8 protein-coding genes and 2 pseudogenes are annotated in these 18,158 nt (G+C 64.3%); all 10 read right to left on the reverse strand.

Features of this window, described 5'->3' with window-relative positions; all coding sequences use genetic code 11:
* Positions 1–23: 23 nt before the first annotated feature.
* Positions 24–1,223, reverse strand: a complete 1,200-nt coding sequence (locus KG722_RS11315) for a CaiB/BaiF CoA-transferase family protein (RefSeq protein ID WP_213271880.1) — start codon at positions 1,221–1,223, stop codon at positions 24–26.
* A gap of 100 nt (positions 1,224–1,323) precedes the next feature.
* On the reverse strand, positions 1,324–3,054 hold the full coding sequence (locus KG722_RS11320; protein ID WP_213271881.1) for a hypothetical protein: 1,731 nt from the start codon (positions 3,052–3,054) through the stop codon (positions 1,324–1,326).
* 46 nt (positions 3,055–3,100) lie between these two features.
* A complete protein-coding gene (locus tag KG722_RS11325; protein ID WP_213271882.1) occupies positions 3,101–4,273 on the reverse strand; it encodes an OmpA family protein in 1,173 nt (390 codons plus the stop codon).
* 486 nt (positions 4,274–4,759) lie between these two features.
* Complete coding sequence (locus KG722_RS11330) at positions 4,760–7,030, reverse strand: hypothetical protein (RefSeq protein WP_213271883.1); 2,271 nt, start codon at positions 7,028–7,030, stop codon at positions 4,760–4,762.
* Between the two features lie 196 nt (positions 7,031–7,226).
* Positions 7,227–10,856, reverse strand: coding sequence for a beta-ketoacyl synthase N-terminal-like domain-containing protein (locus KG722_RS11335; RefSeq protein WP_213271884.1), 3,630 nt, complete (start codon positions 10,854–10,856; stop codon positions 7,227–7,229).
* The gene (locus KG722_RS11340; RefSeq protein WP_213271885.1) at positions 10,853–11,992 is read right to left on the reverse strand and encodes an SDR family NAD(P)-dependent oxidoreductase; all 1,140 of its coding nucleotides are present in this window, start codon (positions 11,990–11,992) and stop codon (positions 10,853–10,855) included. The genes KG722_RS11335 and KG722_RS11340 overlap by 4 nt, the downstream gene beginning before the upstream one ends.
* A 278-nt stretch (positions 11,993–12,270) precedes the next feature.
* Positions 12,271–12,438: an acyl carrier protein gene (locus KG722_RS15165; protein WP_300998446.1), complete on the reverse strand. Its 168-nt coding sequence runs from the start codon at positions 12,436–12,438 to the stop codon at positions 12,271–12,273.
* 207 nt (positions 12,439–12,645) lie between these two features.
* Positions 12,646–12,747, reverse strand: a pseudogene (locus tag KG722_RS15475) (phosphopantetheine-binding protein); the annotation flags it as partial.
* Positions 12,748–13,484: 737 nt separating this feature from the next.
* A pseudogene (locus KG722_RS15170) lies at positions 13,485–16,193 on the reverse strand (beta-ketoacyl synthase N-terminal-like domain-containing protein); the annotation flags it as partial.
* Between the two features lie 4 nt (positions 16,194–16,197).
* Positions 16,198–17,733: a PfaD family polyunsaturated fatty acid/polyketide biosynthesis protein gene (locus tag KG722_RS11365; RefSeq protein WP_300998448.1), complete on the reverse strand. Its 1,536-nt coding sequence runs from the start codon at positions 17,731–17,733 to the stop codon at positions 16,198–16,200.
* Positions 17,734–18,158: the final 425 nt, after the last annotated feature.

Consider the following 18,158-nt stretch of genomic DNA (forward strand, 5'->3'; position numbering starts at 1 on the left):
AAACTCGCGCCCTTTTCATATCATCAGAATACAACGCCGGACTTGTAGAAGTCCTCGATCGCAGCCTCGTCATGGCCGAGTGACGCCAGAACATGCCGGGTGTGTTCTCCAGGGCCAGGGGAGGGACCTTTCGGACCATCATCTGCCCCCGGAAAACGGACAGGGGAGGCGGGGGAGGCATAACTCGTCCCGTCGCCCTTGGAGCTCGGCGTCTGAACAATAGCGCCAGCGGCGTGGGCCTGGGGATCCCTGGCCACATCCGCGAGCGTTTGCACCGGCGCCCACGCAATCGACTCAGCGTCCAGACGCTTGGCCAGATCTGCCATGTCGTAAGCCCCGAAACCGGCATCGAGAATGTTCACCACCTCGGCATTGTTTGCACGGCGACCCTTGGCATTGTTGAAGCGGGGATCTGTTGCAAGGTCTGGCCGGTTGACGACGCGGCAGAGAGGCGCCCAATCCGTTTCACCCTGGCGTGCCACGATGCAGAACCACTTTCCGTCCTTGCTCTGATAAAAGTTCGAGATCGGGACATTCTGTTCATGACGGCCCTTGGTCGACGCCACGCGGCCGAAGAAGAGCTGAATCGCAAGGTCTGAGCCCATTGTGTAGAGGCCAGTGCGGAAGAGCGAAGCTTCGACGAGACGGCCCGTGCCTGTACGTTGTGCCTCCACAAGCGCCGCGCAGATGCCCGCAGCGGCTGCAATCGAGGTTGTGTGATCCCCAAATGCCGTGCGCAAGGGGAAGGGTTCCCCGCCTTTGGGAATGGTCAGATTGGCCACGCCCGTGCGGCTCCAGAAACTGGCGATGTCAAACCCCGGGCGGTCAGCATCTTCGCCCTGAAGGCCGTAGCCGGAGAGGGAGCAATAGACGAGCTTCTGATTGATTTCCTTCAGGGAGTCATAATCGAGGCCGGACCGCGAAAGTCCGCCTGGACGAACATTCGTAAGAAAGACATCAGCATCCTTCACCAGCTCGCGGATCAGTGCCTGACCTTCAGGCTTGCTGGTGTCGATGATGATCGACTGTTTGCCGCGATTGTCGAAATCGAATACGGGATTGTCCGGATAGTCGGTGCCGATGGTGCGGAAAAACAGCCGGATCGGATCGCCGCCCGGCGGCTCAATCTTTACGACATCGGCGCCCCAGTCCCGAAGAATGCAGCCCGCACCCGGAGCGGCCATGTAAGTTGCGTATTCGACGACGCGGATGCCTTCGAGCATGTGTCATTCTCCATGTGGGCAGGTGGCCAACATGCCTGCCTGTCTGGTGTCAGATTAGGCGTCTCTGCCCCGGCCCGCCAACCCGTTCCGCAGGGGCAGATCAATCACTCTCCGGGCGCTGCGCAGCACCGGGCAGTTCCCAAAGGGCCCTGGCCTGGCCAACCCAGTCATCACGCTGGATCCGGCCTTTGAAGTGGAGGAGTTTTTCATCGACATAGTCGATGTCCTCATCGCTCCATTCGGCGATCTGCCAGAAGTAGAACACACCAACATCGTGCAGGAGTTCGGTGAGGATCGGCCCGACGCCGACGATCCGGGCGAGGTCATCGCCTTCGCCGAACGCGGCGTGTGTCAGAAGGTTTGCCTGATCATCGGGCCGGCGCGCCTTGGCGATGGCTTCGGCCTTCCTGGCAACCTGCGCTTGGGTTTCAAGAGCTGGCAAGGAGCGGGTTGTGCGCGCGGCGGAGCGGGCTTCATGGTTTGCCGCCTCCGCGCGGGCGCGCGGGCCTTCATGGTCAGCATTTCCTCTTGAAACATCACCGCGCCCACGGAGCATGTGGTGGAGGGCGGTGATGCCATACTCGATGGAGGTGAGCCGGTCTTCCAGCGCCGTCAGATCTTCTCGCGTGACTTCCGTGGAGGGAGGGTTCTGGACGGCGTCCTGAAGGGAGATCAGACGCCGTTCAATCGTCTCCAGCCGCGTCTGGCCGCGTAACTCGTTGCGGATCGTGCTGACGGACGTGTCCAGTGACGCGAGCTGCGCAAACAGAGGCTCAAGGTCAGGTCCCCGGCGGGAGGCGACTACATCAAGATCGGATTCTATCCCGGCCAGGGTGGCGATCAGGGCGTCATTGAGCGGGGTGGCAGCAGAGATGGACTCCTGGACGAGCGCGAAGCGATCCATCAGCGAAGCATCAATATCTGCAAGCCGGTGGTAGATCGGATCGAGGTCCGGGGCTTGGGGTATCTCGAGACGGTTGAGTGCCGCACTGACGGTCGCGACATCGCCCGAAACCCGGGCGATGTCGGAGGAGACCGTGGTGATGCCTCCAGACATGGTTTCGAGTTCCGCATTGATGAGGGAAACGTCCGTAGCGAGCGCCGCAAAGGCTTCCTTCTGGTCTTGCGTCTCGAGGAGTTCCTCAAGTTTGGAAAGGCGGGTTTCGATTGGCCGGAGATCGACTTCAGGCGGCTGCAGTTCTGACAGGGTAAGATCAAGACGGGCCAGACCGCTATGGACCGGGCCGAGGTCTACGTCCGGAACTTTGAAGTTTGCAATGCGGTCTTCAAGCGCACCAATACGCTCCTGCAGGGGGGACAGATCGGGCTTGCTTGCGGTGACCGTGTCTGCGAGCGAGGCAACCCGGGCATGGACGGTCTCAATGTCGGGCATCTGAATGCTCTCGACCCGTTCGGTCACATCCTTCAGGGATTGGGTGATGCCTTCCAGATGGATGCTTCTCAGGGATGCAATCGAGGCCGAAATTGTCGAGACAGCCTGCTCGATCGAGCCGATGCGCTCCTTGAGGAGACCAGCATCGGGATCGGGCGCCGCAACATGCGCCTCAAGGCGCTCCAGTCGGTCCTGAAGGGGCTGGAAATCAGGTTGGGGCGGCTTGTAGCCGGCGAGCGCCGTCGCCAGACTCGCATCCACATCTGTGGCTTTCAGAGCCCGCCCTTCGGCGATGGCGGTTTCCACCTGGCGTGTGAGTTCGGCATGAGTTTCGGTGACATCTACGAACCGCCGGCGAAGCCACCACCAGGCAAGCGCGGCCCCAAGTGCAGCAGCGATGCACATGAAGAAGAAGATCTGAAGAATCAGGAACCACATGGACGATCTCCGCCAGTCGGGGCGCTAGGGGTGAGCAGGCGGGGGGTCATTCGCCGGGCCTGACGATACGAATTTCTATGCGGCGATTGCGGGCGCGGCCGTCTTCAGTCGCGTTATCTTCAATGGGCCGGCTTTGTCCGAGGCCGGCAGCCACGAGGCGGTCTGCAGCGACGCCGCGCTCTATCATGGCGGCGCGGACGGCTTGTGCCCGGCGCAGGCTTAACTGGTCATTGAAGGCCGGGTTGCCTGTGTCGTCGGTATGACCTTCCACCCGCAGCGTTCCCGGGCAATCGCTGGCCGCTCTTGCGGCAAGATCAAGCACAGGCCCGCTGGCCACATTCAGGACGACGCTACCGGGCGCGAATTCTATCCGGGCCGCTTCCAGGAGGCGCGAGAGGTCTTCCTCGCAGCTGGCAACGGCTTTCCGGGGCAGGATTTCGATCTTGCCGAAAGCGCCAAGTGGAAGGCCTGCATTGGCAGCGGTGCGGATCGTATCAACTTTCTCGTCGTCTGCTTCGCAGCGGAGGCTGAAGGTTCTCTCGGTGAAGGTCGCTGTGCCGGAACTGCACTGGGCGAGCGTGTCGACGCCGCGATTGGCGACGTCTTCGAAGCCGACAGGCCCGTCACCGCCGGTAACCTCAAGGCTGTTGATGACATCGAGAAGGTGATCGTCCGATTTGAGAGCTTCTGCTCTGGTGCCCAGATCGGTCTTCAGCGCTTCTGAGGGCACTTTGCCGTTGAGGGTCAGGGTGCCAGCCGTGAGGCGGAAGAGGAATTCCGGGTCTGCGCCACCACCCGGCGTGGCGGTGATCGAATTGGCCTGGGCGGGCGTTGTGGCGCCAAAGTTTGTGGTCACGCGGGTGACGGGGCGGGCATTCCCGAGCCATGTTGGCGCAGAGGCGTTTCTGACGGCCGCAACCGCGCGGGCGCCGGCCTCGGGCGAAGGGGGCGAGCCTTCCAGGCGGATCCATTGGCCGGAGGCTTCCGCGCGGGCCCAGCTTTCACCGGACTCTGCCAGGGCACGTTCGGCGGCGGCAAGCGCTGTGCCCTGAACGGTGGTCTGGGCGATGACGGTCCAGCCAAGAAGGAGAAGGGCAGCGAGGCCGGCGATGGGCACGAGACCATAGGGCAGAAAGGGCAAAGCGGCTCCGTCGGCCCGGCGATATCGCCTTGCCGTGGAGACACTGCTGCTGCCTGACTGCACGGAGTCGACCGCCATTCTACCGCCTCTGCTGGCCTGGGTCCGCTCGGCGGACAGGCTCTGTCACGCCCTGACACTATAGCAAGTAAAGCCACAATACTTCAGGAGCGGCAATACAAGGCGGTAATAAACAGGATTTCCGCCAGCAGATTTCATTAAGGCCGTTAATGCATTGTTTTATTGAGGTATATTGTCTTCCGGTCGTTTGCTCTACAGTGAGCCCAGCGCTGTTCCGCCTGTATAGGCACAGCATTTGGCGGGACGCGCCGAAGTTGGAGCCTGCGCAGACAGAACTTTGCCTCTGTCCAACTTCGCGTGTGGAGAGAAATTACTCCTGATTATTCGTGGGCGGAGCGTATCCGGGCCGGTGTCACTTGCGCATTTGCTTTCTTGCGGAAGTCGAGGGGAGTTTGAGAAGGCAGAAAATTCTCAACTTTGGGGAGTTGGAGAACATAGCAGGAGCGGGGCGCTTCGGGATCTGATGGGGCGGAGGCTGCAGCTGGACTAGTCACGAGCCGAAATGGCGATCGAGATGCAGCTCGCCTCATAGATACGCAGACCATCGCACCAGAGCGAGCCGCGGCCTGTAACGATGCGCCGGCAAGCGTCGCCGGAGACTTCGGTGATCTCCATGACGGTGATGACTTCCTTTTTCTCGGGCGTGACCTGGCCACGATAGGACCATTTGACCGGCATGCCGGCAGCGAGGGTCTCGACATGAGCGGTCTCCGCCGCGAAGCCCTTGAGGAGACTGGCGCGAGTGAGGAGCTGGACCATGGCATCGAGGCCAAGGGAGCCGGGCTGAACGGGATCGCCGAAGAAGTGGGCTTTGAAATACCAGGCATAGGGATCGATGACTTGCCGGGCGCGAGCGAGGCCGAGGCCGGCTTTTCCGCCTTCGGGGTCAAAATAGTCGACGCGGTCGAGCATACGGAGCCGGCCAGCAGCGATGCGGGGATCGCGGGGCGTCAGGTCTCCCGCGTCACCTTGAAGAGCGAGCCAGGATTTGTCCATGTCTCCTGCGCCCAGGCCTGCCTGTCGGATGAGGGCCTGAGCGGGGAAGAAGCCGAAGCGGGTGGAAAGGTCGATGACCGGCTCGCCGGATTTGAGGCGCCCTTTCAGGTCGAACGCCACGATGGTCATCGGGCCGACCTTGGAGAAGGAGGAGAGGGTGGTATCGACGCAGATTGTCCCGTCTCGGGGACCGAGCGTGCGATAGACGCGGCCATCACCTTCGAGGTTTCGGAAGCGGTCGCCGCCATCGAGGGCAAAGCCGCAATGGCTGGCGAGCCAGCCGCAGGGCTGGAGCGCGATTTCGGAGAGGACGGAGAAGGGCATTTCGCCGTTGCGATTGTCCGCGAAATACCAGGCGTCGGGCGGGATATCGTATTCGGCCGAGATAGAGGCGCCGGCGCGGCGCACGCCGGGACGGTCTGTGGCAGCCACGACGCGTGACATCATGTGATAGGGCGGCTGGGGCAGGCGGGGCACTTTCCCCTCGGTGTCGAAGCGCTGGTACATCTCTCCGAAGGCGGCGGAGGGCGCGCCATTGGCGCAGTCAAGCAGGGCGGCATAATCGCCCCGGCTTTCATGTTCGGGACCTGTGCGGATGGGCGCGGGCGAAACGCGCGGGGCAGGCCATTGCCGGCGCAGCTGAATGCCGAAACGAGGGCAATAAAAGACCTTCTTGCCGTCACTGCTGGCCAGGAGCGCTGCGAAGACTTTGGGCGTTTCACCATCGATCACTTCATCGATGAAGACTTCATATGTGATCTCGTGATCCGTATCCGGAATGACCTGGCCGCGGCAGATGAACTTTGCCGTTTCGCCCGGGACGGGCTCGAAAACGTAACCATCGCGTTCCTGGGTGAGGCCGAGGGCGGCAGCATAGAATTCGAGCGCCTGAACGCCAGCTTCTGCCATCAGCGTGCCGGGCATGCAGGGATCGTTGTGGAAGTGGCCCTCGTAGAACCAGGCGTCTTTCGGCGTGCTGGCGCGGGCCTTGAGATAGCCGCGCTTCCAGGGGCCGCCGGCGGGATCAAATTCGGGAACGTCGTCAAAGAAGGTGAGCTTGCCGCCGGGAAGGTGGGCCGGGAAGGACTGGGCGGCACAAAGCTCAAAGCCTGGGCCGAAACAGGCGAACGCGTCGCCCATGCGGAAGGCGGAGACGTCATCGGCGCAGAAGGCTGGTTTGCGGCTGGCGCGGACGGTGTTGACCGGGGCGGGGTGTGCTGTGGGCGGGTCATCGCTGGCAGCGTCCCAGACGACGCCCTTTCCCGAAGCGAGCTCGGCGTCGGTGAAAAAGCCTGCCTGTCCCTGGCGAACAGAGAAGGCGCGCCGACCGCCGGCTTCGCAGTCGTACTGGAAGAAGAACATCCGCACGCCGCCGAATGTGGCGTGCTGGGTGATCTCGATCTGGAATTTGAGCGTTTCGCCAGCTTCTGGCAGGCCGCCTTCATGGAAGGTTATTTCGCAGCCGAGAAGGCGGTAGACCCGGTCATTCCGGTTACGGAGATCTGCGCCCATCCAGCCGATAAGGGTTAGGTCTGCCTGGCCGCACTCAATCAGAGGGCCGGGGCGGATGCGGCCGTTCTGCATCATCCAGTGATCTGCGGTGAGGTCTGTCTCGGTCCAGATGACGCCTTTGCCATCGACGAGCGGCGCGGCGTCAATCCCGGTGACGCGGTCAACGAGGAGGAGCGGCGCGGCAGGCAGACGCACGTTTCGGGCGTACTGGTCCTGCTCGGCGAAAGCGTCTCCGAAGAGGGCAGACATAGGGCCGCGCGAGGCGGCCTCGATGGCGGGGCGGTCCCAGGACCTGCCAGTGGGCGCGCGCCTGGCGAGCGGTTGACGGCCGGAGACGACGCCGGAGGGCGGGGGCAGGGCGGGCTGCGCCCGTTTGGGGCTGCAGGGCTGTCGCGCTCCGGGGGAGGCGGGAAGGGAACCGGGCCGTCAGGGGCAGGCGGGGGCGTCATGCCTGCATAGACGAGCGGGGGCAGGACTGGGGCAGCGGGCAGGGGCAGCGGGCAGGGGCACCGGGCGGCGCAGCCGACTTTCTGCGCTTGGGCACAACGGGTGTTTCGTATTTTGCCGGCTGGGTGACGGTGGCAGCTTTGGGCGCGGCCCAGGGGTGGGCGCGAGCGGCGTCGAGCCGGGCCGAGACCGTGTCTATTCGGATGGCGTATCCTGCAGCGAACAGTGTGGCGGCCAGGCGCGCGATATGGGCGAGATCTCCGCTTTCGATCTCGTCCGTTGCTATGGCGAGGTGGGGCTTGTCCTTCAGGGTGAGCGCGATGCTCCGGGTGAGGGAGTCGCGGGGGCCGAGTTCGATAAAGGTCCGCACACCGTCTTCCCAGGCCTGGCGCACCGTGGCGGGGAAGTCGACGGTGGTTACGGCCTGCCGGGTGAGCATAGCGGCAACTTTGGCCTTGGTGGGCTTGTAGGCGGCGTTGATGGCGTTGGCGTAGAGGCGGGGGCCGTTTTCGATGCGGGAGACCGGACGGGTGTGGAGCTCGCGCCATTTTTCCGCGAAGGGCGCCATGGCGCTGGCATGAACGATCAGATGCTGATGCATCAGCGCGCCAGCGTCTTTACCAAGGGAGTCTGCGACGGCGCGGCACGCCTCAGCCGGGCCGCCGATCATCGCGTCCATATCCGAATAGATGATCGTTATTTCGACATTGGGATGGGCGGCTACCGCCTTGCGGACATCTGCGATGGGCGCGCGCAGGCGCCAGTTTGACCAATCTGTGGGGACGTTCGGCCCCCAGGCCTCTTTGGCTGTTTCGAAGTCTCCGCCCAGATGGCGTTCATACATGGCCGCGCCGGCGATATCGTCCAGCAGGGCGCCCATGTCCTTCCAATAGCCGAAGGCGAAGAGGGCGTTGCTTTCGCCGAGCGAAAGGCCGAGGGCGGCGGTCGGCGCGAGGCCGAGCACGTCGCGCAGGAGGATGGTGTGGGCCTGTGTCAGCAGGCTGACGGCGCAGAGTTGCTCGAACTCCGTGAGCCTGGATTTCGCCAGGAGGGGCGTCATGGCCTGCGCGGCGGGGATGTCACTGAGCTTTGCGGCGACGTCCGGGAAGGCGGCGAGGAGGCCGCGGCCCATGCGGGGATAGGAGGCAGCCGAGCCCGTGAACGCGAAGGCGAGTTCGCCATCGGGCTCACCTGCGCCATAGAAGATGCCTTCGCCTTCCGGGGCCGCATTTACGGCGAGCGCGCTTGCGGCGTAACTCTGACGTTCAAGGAGGGTTTCTTCAGTGTGGGAGAGGAGGGCGATCCGGTGTTTGCCGCTGCCGCCCTGTTTGCCTGCGATCAGTTTTCTGGCGAGGGCGGCGCGGCTAGCTGCGGCAGCCCAGAAGAGCTGGGGCGTGGGGCGGAGCATGTCCGGCGACGGACGGACGGGGGCAGGCGTGATCGAGACGGTGAGGCCAGGGGATGTCGCGGTGGCGGGCGCGGATGATCTGAAAGCGGGGATGGCGTGGGCAAGGGCGGGGGCGGCGATGGAGCCGTCTGCCATCGGGGCAAGACCCCGCGCGGCAAGGGCGAGACGGACGGCGAGATCGAAGAGGGGCGCTGCGATGGGGGCGCTGCCATAGGCGGACTGAATGAGGCGCGCGTCTGCGTCTGCGGGGGTAACGGACCCCCAGTCGATGGCGCTGATTGTGCCGAGGACAGGATCACCGGCGACCTCGGCATCTGAGCGGCGTTTGAGGACGAGGGCGGCGGCCATGTCGCCGGGCGGAGCCGGGGTGTGGGAGGCGGTGACCGTTTCGGTGGCGAAGTCGGCAGCCGCGACGATGGCCAGGTCGAGGTCGCCTCGGCGCAGGGCGTCGCAAGCGGCGTCGAGGGCGGCGAGGCCGGAGGCTTCTTCAGCGGCGATTGCAAAGCCGCGGCCGCGGAAGTCTTCGGAGACGGTGAGGCGGTTTGCGGTCATGTTGGCCATGGCGCCGAGGACGTCGGCAGCAACGAGGGGCGGGGCGATAGCGTTGAGGGTTTCTGGCGAAGAGGTGCCTTCAGAGGCGATCCGTTCCCGCAGGCTCCAGCGGGCGCTGTTATTGGCGCAGCCTGTGCCGGTGAAGACACCGCAGGTTTCGGGCGCGGGACGGGAGATACCTTCGAGCGCCATGGTGGCGGTCTCGAAGATGGCGAGTTGCTGAGGCTCGGCGCGGAGAAGATCGGCCGGGGGTGTGCGGGCGCGGATCGGATCGACGCTGACGGTTTGCGTTTCGGGCGCGCTCTGAAGCGGGGCGTTCATCAGGCGGCGGAGGACGCCACGTTCGCCCCGGTCCGGCCCGCCCAGGAGGCCGATGCCGCAAATGACGATGTCGTCCGGCGGGTTAGTTTCAGGGCGGGCGCCGGTGACGTATTTTGTGCTGGGTTGGTATTGTTCCAGAATGAGGTGGGCGTTGTTGCCGCCGAAGCCGAAATTGCTGATGGCTGCGCGCCGGGGGGTATCTTCGCTCGTCCAGGGCTCGGCAGTGGAGAGGGGCGCGAGTCCGGTGCCGGTGAGTGCGTGCAGGACGGCGCCGTCAAGCGGCATGGCGGGGAGGGTTTCGCGGCGCATGGCGGCGGTGAGCTTCAGGACGCTTGCGAGGCCGGCAACGGTAATCAGGTGACCGGTATTGGCTTTCAGGGAGCCGATGGGCAGGCGGCGGGCGGCGAAGACTGAGCTGGAGGAAGCGATCTCGACACTGTCGCCGACAGAGGTTCCGGTGGCGTGGCATTCGAGATATTGGATCGTGGAGGGATCAATGTCAGCCTGCGCATAGGCGCGGTGCATGGCTTCTGTCTGGCCGGCGGCGTCGGGCGCGAGGAGGCCTTTGCGGCGGCCGTCATTGGACAGGCCGATGCCGCGAATGACACCGTGAACCGTTTCGCCTTTCTTTACATCGCTGAGGCGTTTGAGGACGACGGCGGCGGCGCCTTCTGAAGGTACCAGACCGTCTGCGCCTTCGATGAAGGGGCGAGAGCGGCCTGTGGGGCTCAAGGCTTTCAGGGCGCTGAAGCCGATATGGAGGATGAGGTTGTCGGCGGCATTGACGGCGGCGACGGCGGCGATGTCGACCTGGCGCGCGGCGAGTTTGCGGCAAGCGATTTCAAGAGCGTAGAGCGAAGAGGCGCAGGCTGCGTCGAGCGCAAGGACAGGGCCCGTGGCCCCGATGGCGTCGGCGATGTGTTTGGCCGGAAAGCCGGAATTGAGGGTGTCTGTGAGGGGACGGCTAGTGTGACCATCGCGCCAGATATCGGCGGCGTAAGCGGCTTTGGCGCGGCTGGGATAGAGGAGGTTGGCGAGGATGACCGCGCGGCGCTCCGGGGCGACGTGATCGGTGGCGGCGGCAGACCAGGCATCCATGACGGCGGTAAGGGGCCAGCGGCAGACAGGATCGAGGCTGGCTGCTGCATCGCCGGCTGCCTCGTCAATCAGACCTGAGGCCCAGGCGGGATTTCTGACGCCGCGATCTGAGAGGCCCAGACGCCCCGGGGAGACGCGTTGGGTGACGACACGCTTGTGCTCCACGAGGTCCCAGAGGGCGTTGGGCGAGTTTGCGCCGGGCAGGACGCAGCCTTCACCGACGATGGCGATGAGTTCAAACACGCTCATGTGTTGCTCCAGACGGTGCCGACGATCAGTTCGACGTCGGAGGGGTCACCGGCGAGGAGTTCATGGGCGAAGATGCGGGCGCCTTCGCCGAGCGGTATGAGGGGCACGCCTTTTTCCTTGAAGTGGCGTGCGAGGGTGGCGTCGACCATGCCCCCTTCCCATGGGCCCCAGTCGAACACTTTGACCTGAGTACCGGGGAGTTCTGCATGGAGGGCGCGGCCGGCATTGGCAAGGATGGCGTTGGCCATGGCGTAGTCTGACTGGCCACGATTCCCGAAGAAAGCCGAAGCAGAGGAGAAGAGGCCGACATGGCGCAGCGCGGCGCGGTCTATGTTTGAGAGGATGTGGAAGAGGCCTTCTGCTTTGGTGGCAAAGACGCGGCGCAGTTCAGCCTCGGTTTTTTCCTCCACCAGCCGGTCTGCCAGAACGCCGGCGCCGTGCACAAGACCGGAAATGGCGCCATAGCGTTGGCGGATATGCGCGAGAGCGGCGGTCACCGAGCCTGCGTCTGAGGTGTCCATGGGCAGATAGCGGGCGTCAGCGCCGGTTGCCTTGATCTGCGCCAGTGTGGAGCGGATTTCGAGCCCCGCAATCGCGGTGCGCGCAGCTTTGTCGATCTCGGCGGGAGAGGGCTTTTCTCCGTGCCTGACGGCTGAGCTCGCCATAAGGCCCCGGAGGGTTTTGAGGTCGGTGGTTTCCCGAATGCCTGTTGGCCAGGGTGTTTCGGCAGAGCGGCCAGCGAGAATGAATGTGCCGCCAGACTGGCGAGCGAGTTCAATCGCGCAGGCGGCGGTTACGCCCCGCGCGCCGCCGGTGACGAGCCAGAGACCGGCTTGAGAGGCTGGCAAGGGCGACGGGGTCAGCAGGGGACCGAGGGTGGCGCGGCGGGCGGTGCCATCAGGTGAAATCCAGATATCTTCGCCCGGTTGAGTAAGCCAGGGAGCGAGCATCTCGCCCGATACATTGCCCAGAAGCGTCCAGCTGACGGCAGCGCTGTCTGGCCATTCACGGCGCAGGGCACGCGCGAGACCTTCAAGGCCTGTGTCGGCAGACATTCGTTGAAGGAGCACAAGGGCTGCGCCCGCATTCGGCGCCTTGCGGCACGCATCCAGAGCGACCCAGTGGCGGACGGTCATTGCGGTATCTGTCAGCCCTTCGGTAAAAAGGACTGTACCTGCTCTACCGCTCGGCGACTGCACAAGTGTCGCCGCAATGCCTGCAGTTTCGAGACCTGTCCGGAGCGCTTGGGCACAGGCGGGCTCGGCGGTTGTGATCTCTACCGGTAAACGTACAGGCTGTTGCGGCGCAGGAATGACGGCTTCCCAGCGCGCCGGGCGAACGTCGCACGGGTAGGCGGGACGTGCGTAGTCAGGCGGAGCCGATAGTGGGGTGGCGGGAGCCTGCCCGCCATCCCTCATGTAAAAAAATCTGCTATCTTCCGGATGGTGCGCAGCTCGGTTATCTGCTCGGGATCGACTTCCGGCAGGGAGGGGTAGCGATCCCGCAGGGCGGAGAGGATTTCGACCTGTTTGATGGAGTCGACGCCAAGTTCGCCTTCAAGGTCCATATCGTCTTCGAGCATATCTGTCGGATAGCCCGTTTTCTCAGCGATCAGGGCCCGGACGATGTCTGAAGAGACGCTGCTTGCCGAAGCGGCGCCAGGCGCTGCAGTTCGAGGCTGGGGTATAGCCGGCGCGTCTGGCGCAATGGCCGGAGTGGGCGCGTTGCCGAGCATGCCAGCAATGGCAGCGATCGTGCGCAGTTCGACCAATTTTTCAGGATCGATTTCCGGAAGCTCCGGAACGCGGTCACGTAGTGTGGAGAGGATTTCGACCTGCTTGATGGAGTCGACGCCAAGTTCCCCTTCAAGGTCCATGTCGATTTCGAGCATGTCTTCCGGGTAGCCGGTCTTTTCGGAGATGATCGAGCGGACGAGCGCAATGGGGTCGAGGCCTGCTGGAGGCGGGGCGGACACAGCGGCATGCGGAGCCGCATGGCCGTTTTTGTAGGGCGTATTGGCGGGCGGGGCGGGGGCGCCATTTGCCTCCGCACGTATTGCAGGAACCGGCGCGGGCGCAGCTTGCGTGGCGGGCGGGAGGTGTGCGCCGGCGCAGCAACAGGGCGTGGGGGCGGGGGCAGAAGGGCGGGTGGGGGCGAAGATGTTTGAGCCGACGGGAGGGCTGCGCCGCCAAGGAGGGAAGCCGCCGCGTTGAGATACGCGGTATGGGCCGCAGCGGTGACCTGCAGGTAATCCTGATGGCGCCGGGAGACTTCATGCCAGATGCGTTCGACGGCGCCGGAGGGGGGCGTAAGGCTGGTTTGTTCAGTGGACTGAGCGGGCGACAGATCATTCGTTCGGGGAAGATCAGGCATGGGCATCGAGATCCTTTCTGGAGACACGGCGGCAACTGGCTGGGAGGCGGGAGGGGGTTGAGGCGTCAGCGGGGACCCAGCATGCGTGCGGGGTGGATTGGGCGGCGCGCGTCCTGCGGCGCCATCTTTGGGCGGGTAGGGGCGGTCGTGATTGGCGCCCGTCAGCATCACGGCATGGCGCGAGGGAGCGAGCTTTGGAACCGGGGGCGGGGTCTCGGCAAGCAGGGCGGTAAAGTCCAGCGTGATCCCCGCGACGCTGAGCGTACCGAGCGCGGCAAGGAACTGTTCGAGGCCGTTTGTGCGCTTGTTGTCGAGCGCGACGGCGAGATAGTCACGGTTGCCCAGGGTGTCAGAAACGAGGCCGCTGACGACACTGCCGGGCCCGATTTCAATGAAGATGCGCGCACCGGCAGCGTGCATTGCTTCGACTTGTTCGCGGAAACGGACAGGGGTGGCTACCTGGCTCGCAATCTCGCTCGCCATGTCCGCAGCCCTGGCCTTGTAAGGTGCGGCGGTGGCATTGGCGTAAACAGGAAGGCGCGGCTTTTTGATCTTCAGGCCGGAGAGAATGTCCCGGAATGGATCAACGGCGGGGCTCACGACGCTGGAATGGAAGGCGGTGGCGACGGGCAATCGGCGGGCCTTGACGCCGCGCTGGACAATGAGGTCTTCGGCTTTCTGAACAATGTTGACCGGCCCGGAGAGGACAACCTGGCTGGGGCCATTGTCATTGGCGATGACGAGGCCGCCGCCGATCTGTTCGACGAGCGGGCGAATGGTGTCGGCGTCACACTGGACGGCGAGCATGGCGCCCTCATTGGAGGCGGCGGCGTCTGCCATGGCGCGCCCGCGCGCGGCGGCGATGGTGAGCGTGGTTTCGGTGTCGAAGGCGCCGCCATAGTGAAGGGCCATGATCTCGCCGAAGGAATGACCGCCAGCCATGTCTGCCTCAAGACCAAGGGTGTCGACAAGGGCGAGATGGGAGAGAGCGACAGCGGCGATGGCGGGCTGGGCGTGCTCCATCGCGGTCAGGCGCTTGGCCTGGTTGCCGAACTCGACCTGATCGAAGGCGGCCGGCGGGAAAGCCAGGCGGTGGAGTTTGAGGGCGCCGGTGACGGGGTGGCTGGCGGCCTTGTCCCATACGGCGCGGGCAGCAGGGAAGGCCATGGCAAGGTCGGCGCCCATGCCGGTGTGCTGGCTGCCCTGGCCGGAGAAGAGAAAGGCGATCTTGCCGGGCGTGGCGGAATGAAGGGAGAAGCTGCAGCCTTGCGGGACGGGGGCAACGCCGGCGGACCCATCGGCGATCTGCGCGGCGAGACGGCCGGCCTTTGCGGCGAGATCCTCCGGGCTGGTGGCCGTGAGGGCGGCGCGTACAGGGGCGTCAGCGGCAAAGCATTTCAGCGTGACTTCAGATGCGGCAGCGAAGGCATCTTCAGCAAGCGGGGTATTTGCAGCCGCGGTGAGTTCGCCCGCAAGCGCGCCGGCATCGGCGGCGCTGTAGAGGAAGAGTTCGGCCGGGAAAACGCGGGGCGGTTTGGCGGCGGCGGGGCCGGTGTACTCTTCCAGCGTGACGTGGAAATTGCTGCCGCCGAAGCCGAAAGAACTGACGCCGGCACGGCGGGGGCGGGTGTCGGCGCTGATCCAGGGGCGGGCTTCGGTGTTGACGTAGAAGCAGGCGCTGTCGCGGATGGCGTCGGCAGGCTCGTCGATCTTGATCGTAGGCGGAAGGATTTTCCGGCGGAGGGATTCGACCGCTTTGAGGAGGCTCGCGGAGCCTGCTGCGGCTTTGGTGTGGCCGATCTGGGATTTGACCGACCCGATTGCGCACCAGGGGCCTTCGCCTGTCGCTTGCTCCCCAAAAACCTGGTGCAGGCCTTCGATTTCGGCCTTGTCGCCGGCTTTTGTCCCTGTTCCGTGGGCTTCAACGAGATCGACGGCTTCGGGACCGTAGCCGGCCTGTTCATAGGCGCGACGCAGTGCGCGGGCCTGGCCGGAGGGGAGGGGCGTGTAGATTGCGGTCCCCTTGCCGTCCGATCCGCCGCCGAGGCCGCGAATGACGGCGTGGATGGTGTTGCCATCCCGCTCGGCTTCATCGAGGCGGCGCAGGGCGATCATACCGATGCCTTCGCCGAGCATGGTGCCGTCAGCGGCATTCGAGAACGGGCGGCAATCACCTGTCGGAGACAGCGCCGGTGTCTTCGAGAAGCACATGAACATCAGGATATCATTCAGCGCGTCGACACCGCCGGTAAGGACCATGTCGGAATCGCCGGCGCGCAGTTCGTGCAGAGCGATCTGCAGGGCTGAGAGGCTGGAGGCACAGGCGGCGTCGGTGACGTAGTTGCTGCCGCCGAGGTCCAGCCGGTTAGCGATGCGCCCGGCGACGACATTGCCGAGGAGGCCGGGGAAGGTGCTTTCCTTCCATTCGGCATAATGGCTCTCGATGCGCCCGGCGATGTCCTGGACTTCGTTTTCCGGCAGGCCAGCCTGGCGCAGGGCGTTGACCCAGGCGGGGCGCTGAAGACGGCCGGCCATGTGGGCGGTGAGCTCTGTGGCGGAGGCGACGCCGAGGATGACGCTGGTGCGGGTACGGTCAAACTTGCCGCCACTGTCACGCTCGGCATCGTCCAGCGTCATCTTTGCGGCGACGAGGGCGAGGAGCTGGGCTGAATCGGTTGTTTGCAGCGCGGCTGGCGGGATGCCGAACGCCATGGGATCGAACGCTACGGGGGAGAGGAAGCCACCGCGACGACCATAGGTGCGGTCAGGTGTGAGGGGGCCGGGGTCGTAATAGTCTTCGATCAGCCAGTGGGTTGCGGGCGTGTCGCTGAGGAGATCCCGCCCTTCGAAGATGTCGCGCCAGAAGCCGGTCGTGTCCCCGCGGCCCGGGAAGATGGCGCCCATGCCAACAACCGCGATCGGCGCGGCAGGATCAAAGGTGGCGGGCTTGCGTGGTTCGGTCATGGCTTTACTCAAAGATGACTGGCCGGAAGGAGAACAGTTCCGCCGGAACGGGCAGGCCCATCGACCGGAGTTGACCGGCCCGGGTGATGCGGGCGGCGCCCTCCATCAGGTTCAAGGCGATCTGGCGGACTGTGCGCGCTTCGACAGCTTCAAGAAAGCTCCCCGAAACCCATTCATTGAAAGCACCCATCGCGGGTCCACACCAGATCTGGTAGTCGGCTATCCGGCCTGGATGTCCTTCGCGGGCCCATTGGGCGCCCATGAAGAGGTAACGCCGCGCCACCAGGGCAAGCTGCTTGTTGCCATTTGTGTCTGCGCGGGCAGCTTCGGCGGGATTTACCTTTTCGATATAGGAGCGCGTGGCGCGCCAGGCGCTTTCAAACGGCTCGCCAAGCACATCGTCGATCCATTTGCGATCTGCGGCGGGCAGAGACTCATAGGATGCACCGGCGCGATAGAAGGCGTGGAACTTCTTGCCGCGCATCGCAAACAGCGTGCCCCGTTTGAGCACCTGAACCTGCACGCCCTGCTCGAACATGTCGGCCGCCGGAGCCATCGCGACATCAGCGGGGCCAGCTTTTGCAAGCAGGGCCCGGCCGGCTGGCGACAGGCCGGATTCCACGGCGCTCTGATTGATGGAGCCGGTGAGGACATAGGCGGCGCCCATCTGGAAGGCTGCGGCAACCGATTGCGGCGTGGCGATGCCGCCGGCGAGGCCGATGCGGATGCTGCTTTGAGGAAAACCGAACCTGGAGCAAACCCTCGCCCGGGCAATGGAGAGCGAGCTGAACAGCGTGGAGGCGGGACGGTTATCCGTGTGGCCGCCGGAGTCAGACTCGGCCGTTATCTCGGCGGCAACGGGCACCTTCCCCGCAAGCTCCGCCTGCGCGGGCGTGATGGCGCCAGCGGCTACGAGTTCCTGCAGGATCTTTTCCGGAGCGGGCGCCATGAAGGCCTCAGCGACTTCGGCCCGGGAGACCTTGGCGAAGACATGGTTGGCGCGGTGAATGCTGCCATCATGCGCCCGGGTCAGACCGAGCGCGGTATAGCGCACGACATCTGCCGTGAGGCGCATGAAGGCGGAAGCCGACACGCGTGAGACACCTTGAGACAGGAAAAGGTCGATGACCGCTTTTTCCTGGCCTGGCTCTTGCGGCGAATGGATCAGATTGGCGCCCCAGCTCCTTGCGTCCGGGCCAAGTGCAGCCTTGATGTCCTCTACGCCCGATCTGATCTCGGCAAGGGGCAGGCCGGCGCTTCCATAGAAGCCGACGCAGCCCGCGCGGGCCGCTTCGATAACCATTTTGGGCGTTGCAATCCCACGGGCCATTTCGCCAGCAACATAGTTGAAACGGGCGCCGTGTTCGGCCGTGAAACCGCGGTCACCCAACCACTCTGGATAGACAGGAGCAAGGGCGAAGCCGCTTGGTCTTCCCGCAGGCGGACCGCCTACAGACACGACTTCGGATACACCGGAATCGCTCGCCGATATCCAGGCACACTCGCGCGGCGCCTCTACGGCCTTGTGTATCAATTCCAACAATACTTTCCGCCCTTCTGGCCGAAACGCAGCAGATTCGATGTCCGCCCCGCGCATAGTCTTAGAGGTCAAGCGCGGGCCGACTCAACCTGAAACTAAGGTTACCAGGCGGGTTTCTTGTGTCTCGGGCCAGAATTCTACCATGATGCGAATTCGGAGCCGTCACCCGGATTTCATCGCCTGATTTCAAGGCGACCATGGACCTGGTACATTGCCGAATGAGATAGGGGCTGGAAATGGCGGAAGTTTAGGGCCGCGCCCTGGCGGAGGAGGAGTCCGGCAGATCTCAGATATAGGGCATCTAAAGCGCTGTATAATAAAAATAATAAAATATTGGGTGTTGCGAATTGTGCAGCAAAATGTGCAGCAAATTTCGGGGCGCAGCCTTAAACTTGTTCACGATTCGCGACTACTCGTTCTGTCTC

Origin of the sequence: Hyphomonas sp. (genome assembly GCF_018402285.1) — a bacterium.
In the GTDB taxonomy this organism is placed as follows: domain Bacteria; phylum Pseudomonadota; class Alphaproteobacteria; order Caulobacterales; family Hyphomonadaceae; genus Hyphomonas.

Excerpts from the sequence above, each read along its gene's own strand:
- KG722_RS11315 (WP_213271880.1), bottom strand. The coding sequence starts at position 1,223 with ATGCTCGAAGGCATCCGCGTCGTCGAATACGCAACTTACATGGCCGCT.
- KG722_RS11320 (WP_213271881.1), bottom strand. The coding sequence starts at position 3,054 with ATGTGGTTCCTGATTCTTCAGATCTTCTTCTTCATGTGCATCGCTGCT.
- KG722_RS11325 (WP_213271882.1), bottom strand. The coding sequence starts at position 4,273 with ATGGCGGTCGACTCCGTGCAGTCAGGCAGCAGCAGTGTCTCCACGGCA.
- KG722_RS11330 (WP_213271883.1), bottom strand. The coding sequence starts at position 7,030 with ATGTCTGCCCTCTTCGGAGACGCTTTCGCCGAGCAGGACCAGTACGCC.
- KG722_RS11335 (WP_213271884.1), bottom strand. The coding sequence starts at position 10,856 with ATGAGCGTGTTTGAACTCATCGCCATCGTCGGTGAAGGCTGCGTCCTG.
- KG722_RS11340 (WP_213271885.1), bottom strand. The coding sequence starts at position 11,992 with ATGACCGTCCGCCACTGGGTCGCTCTGGATGCGTGCCGCAAGGCGCCG.
- KG722_RS15165 (WP_300998446.1), bottom strand. The coding sequence starts at position 12,438 with ATGCTCGAAGACGATATGGACCTTGAAGGCGAACTTGGCGTCGACTCC.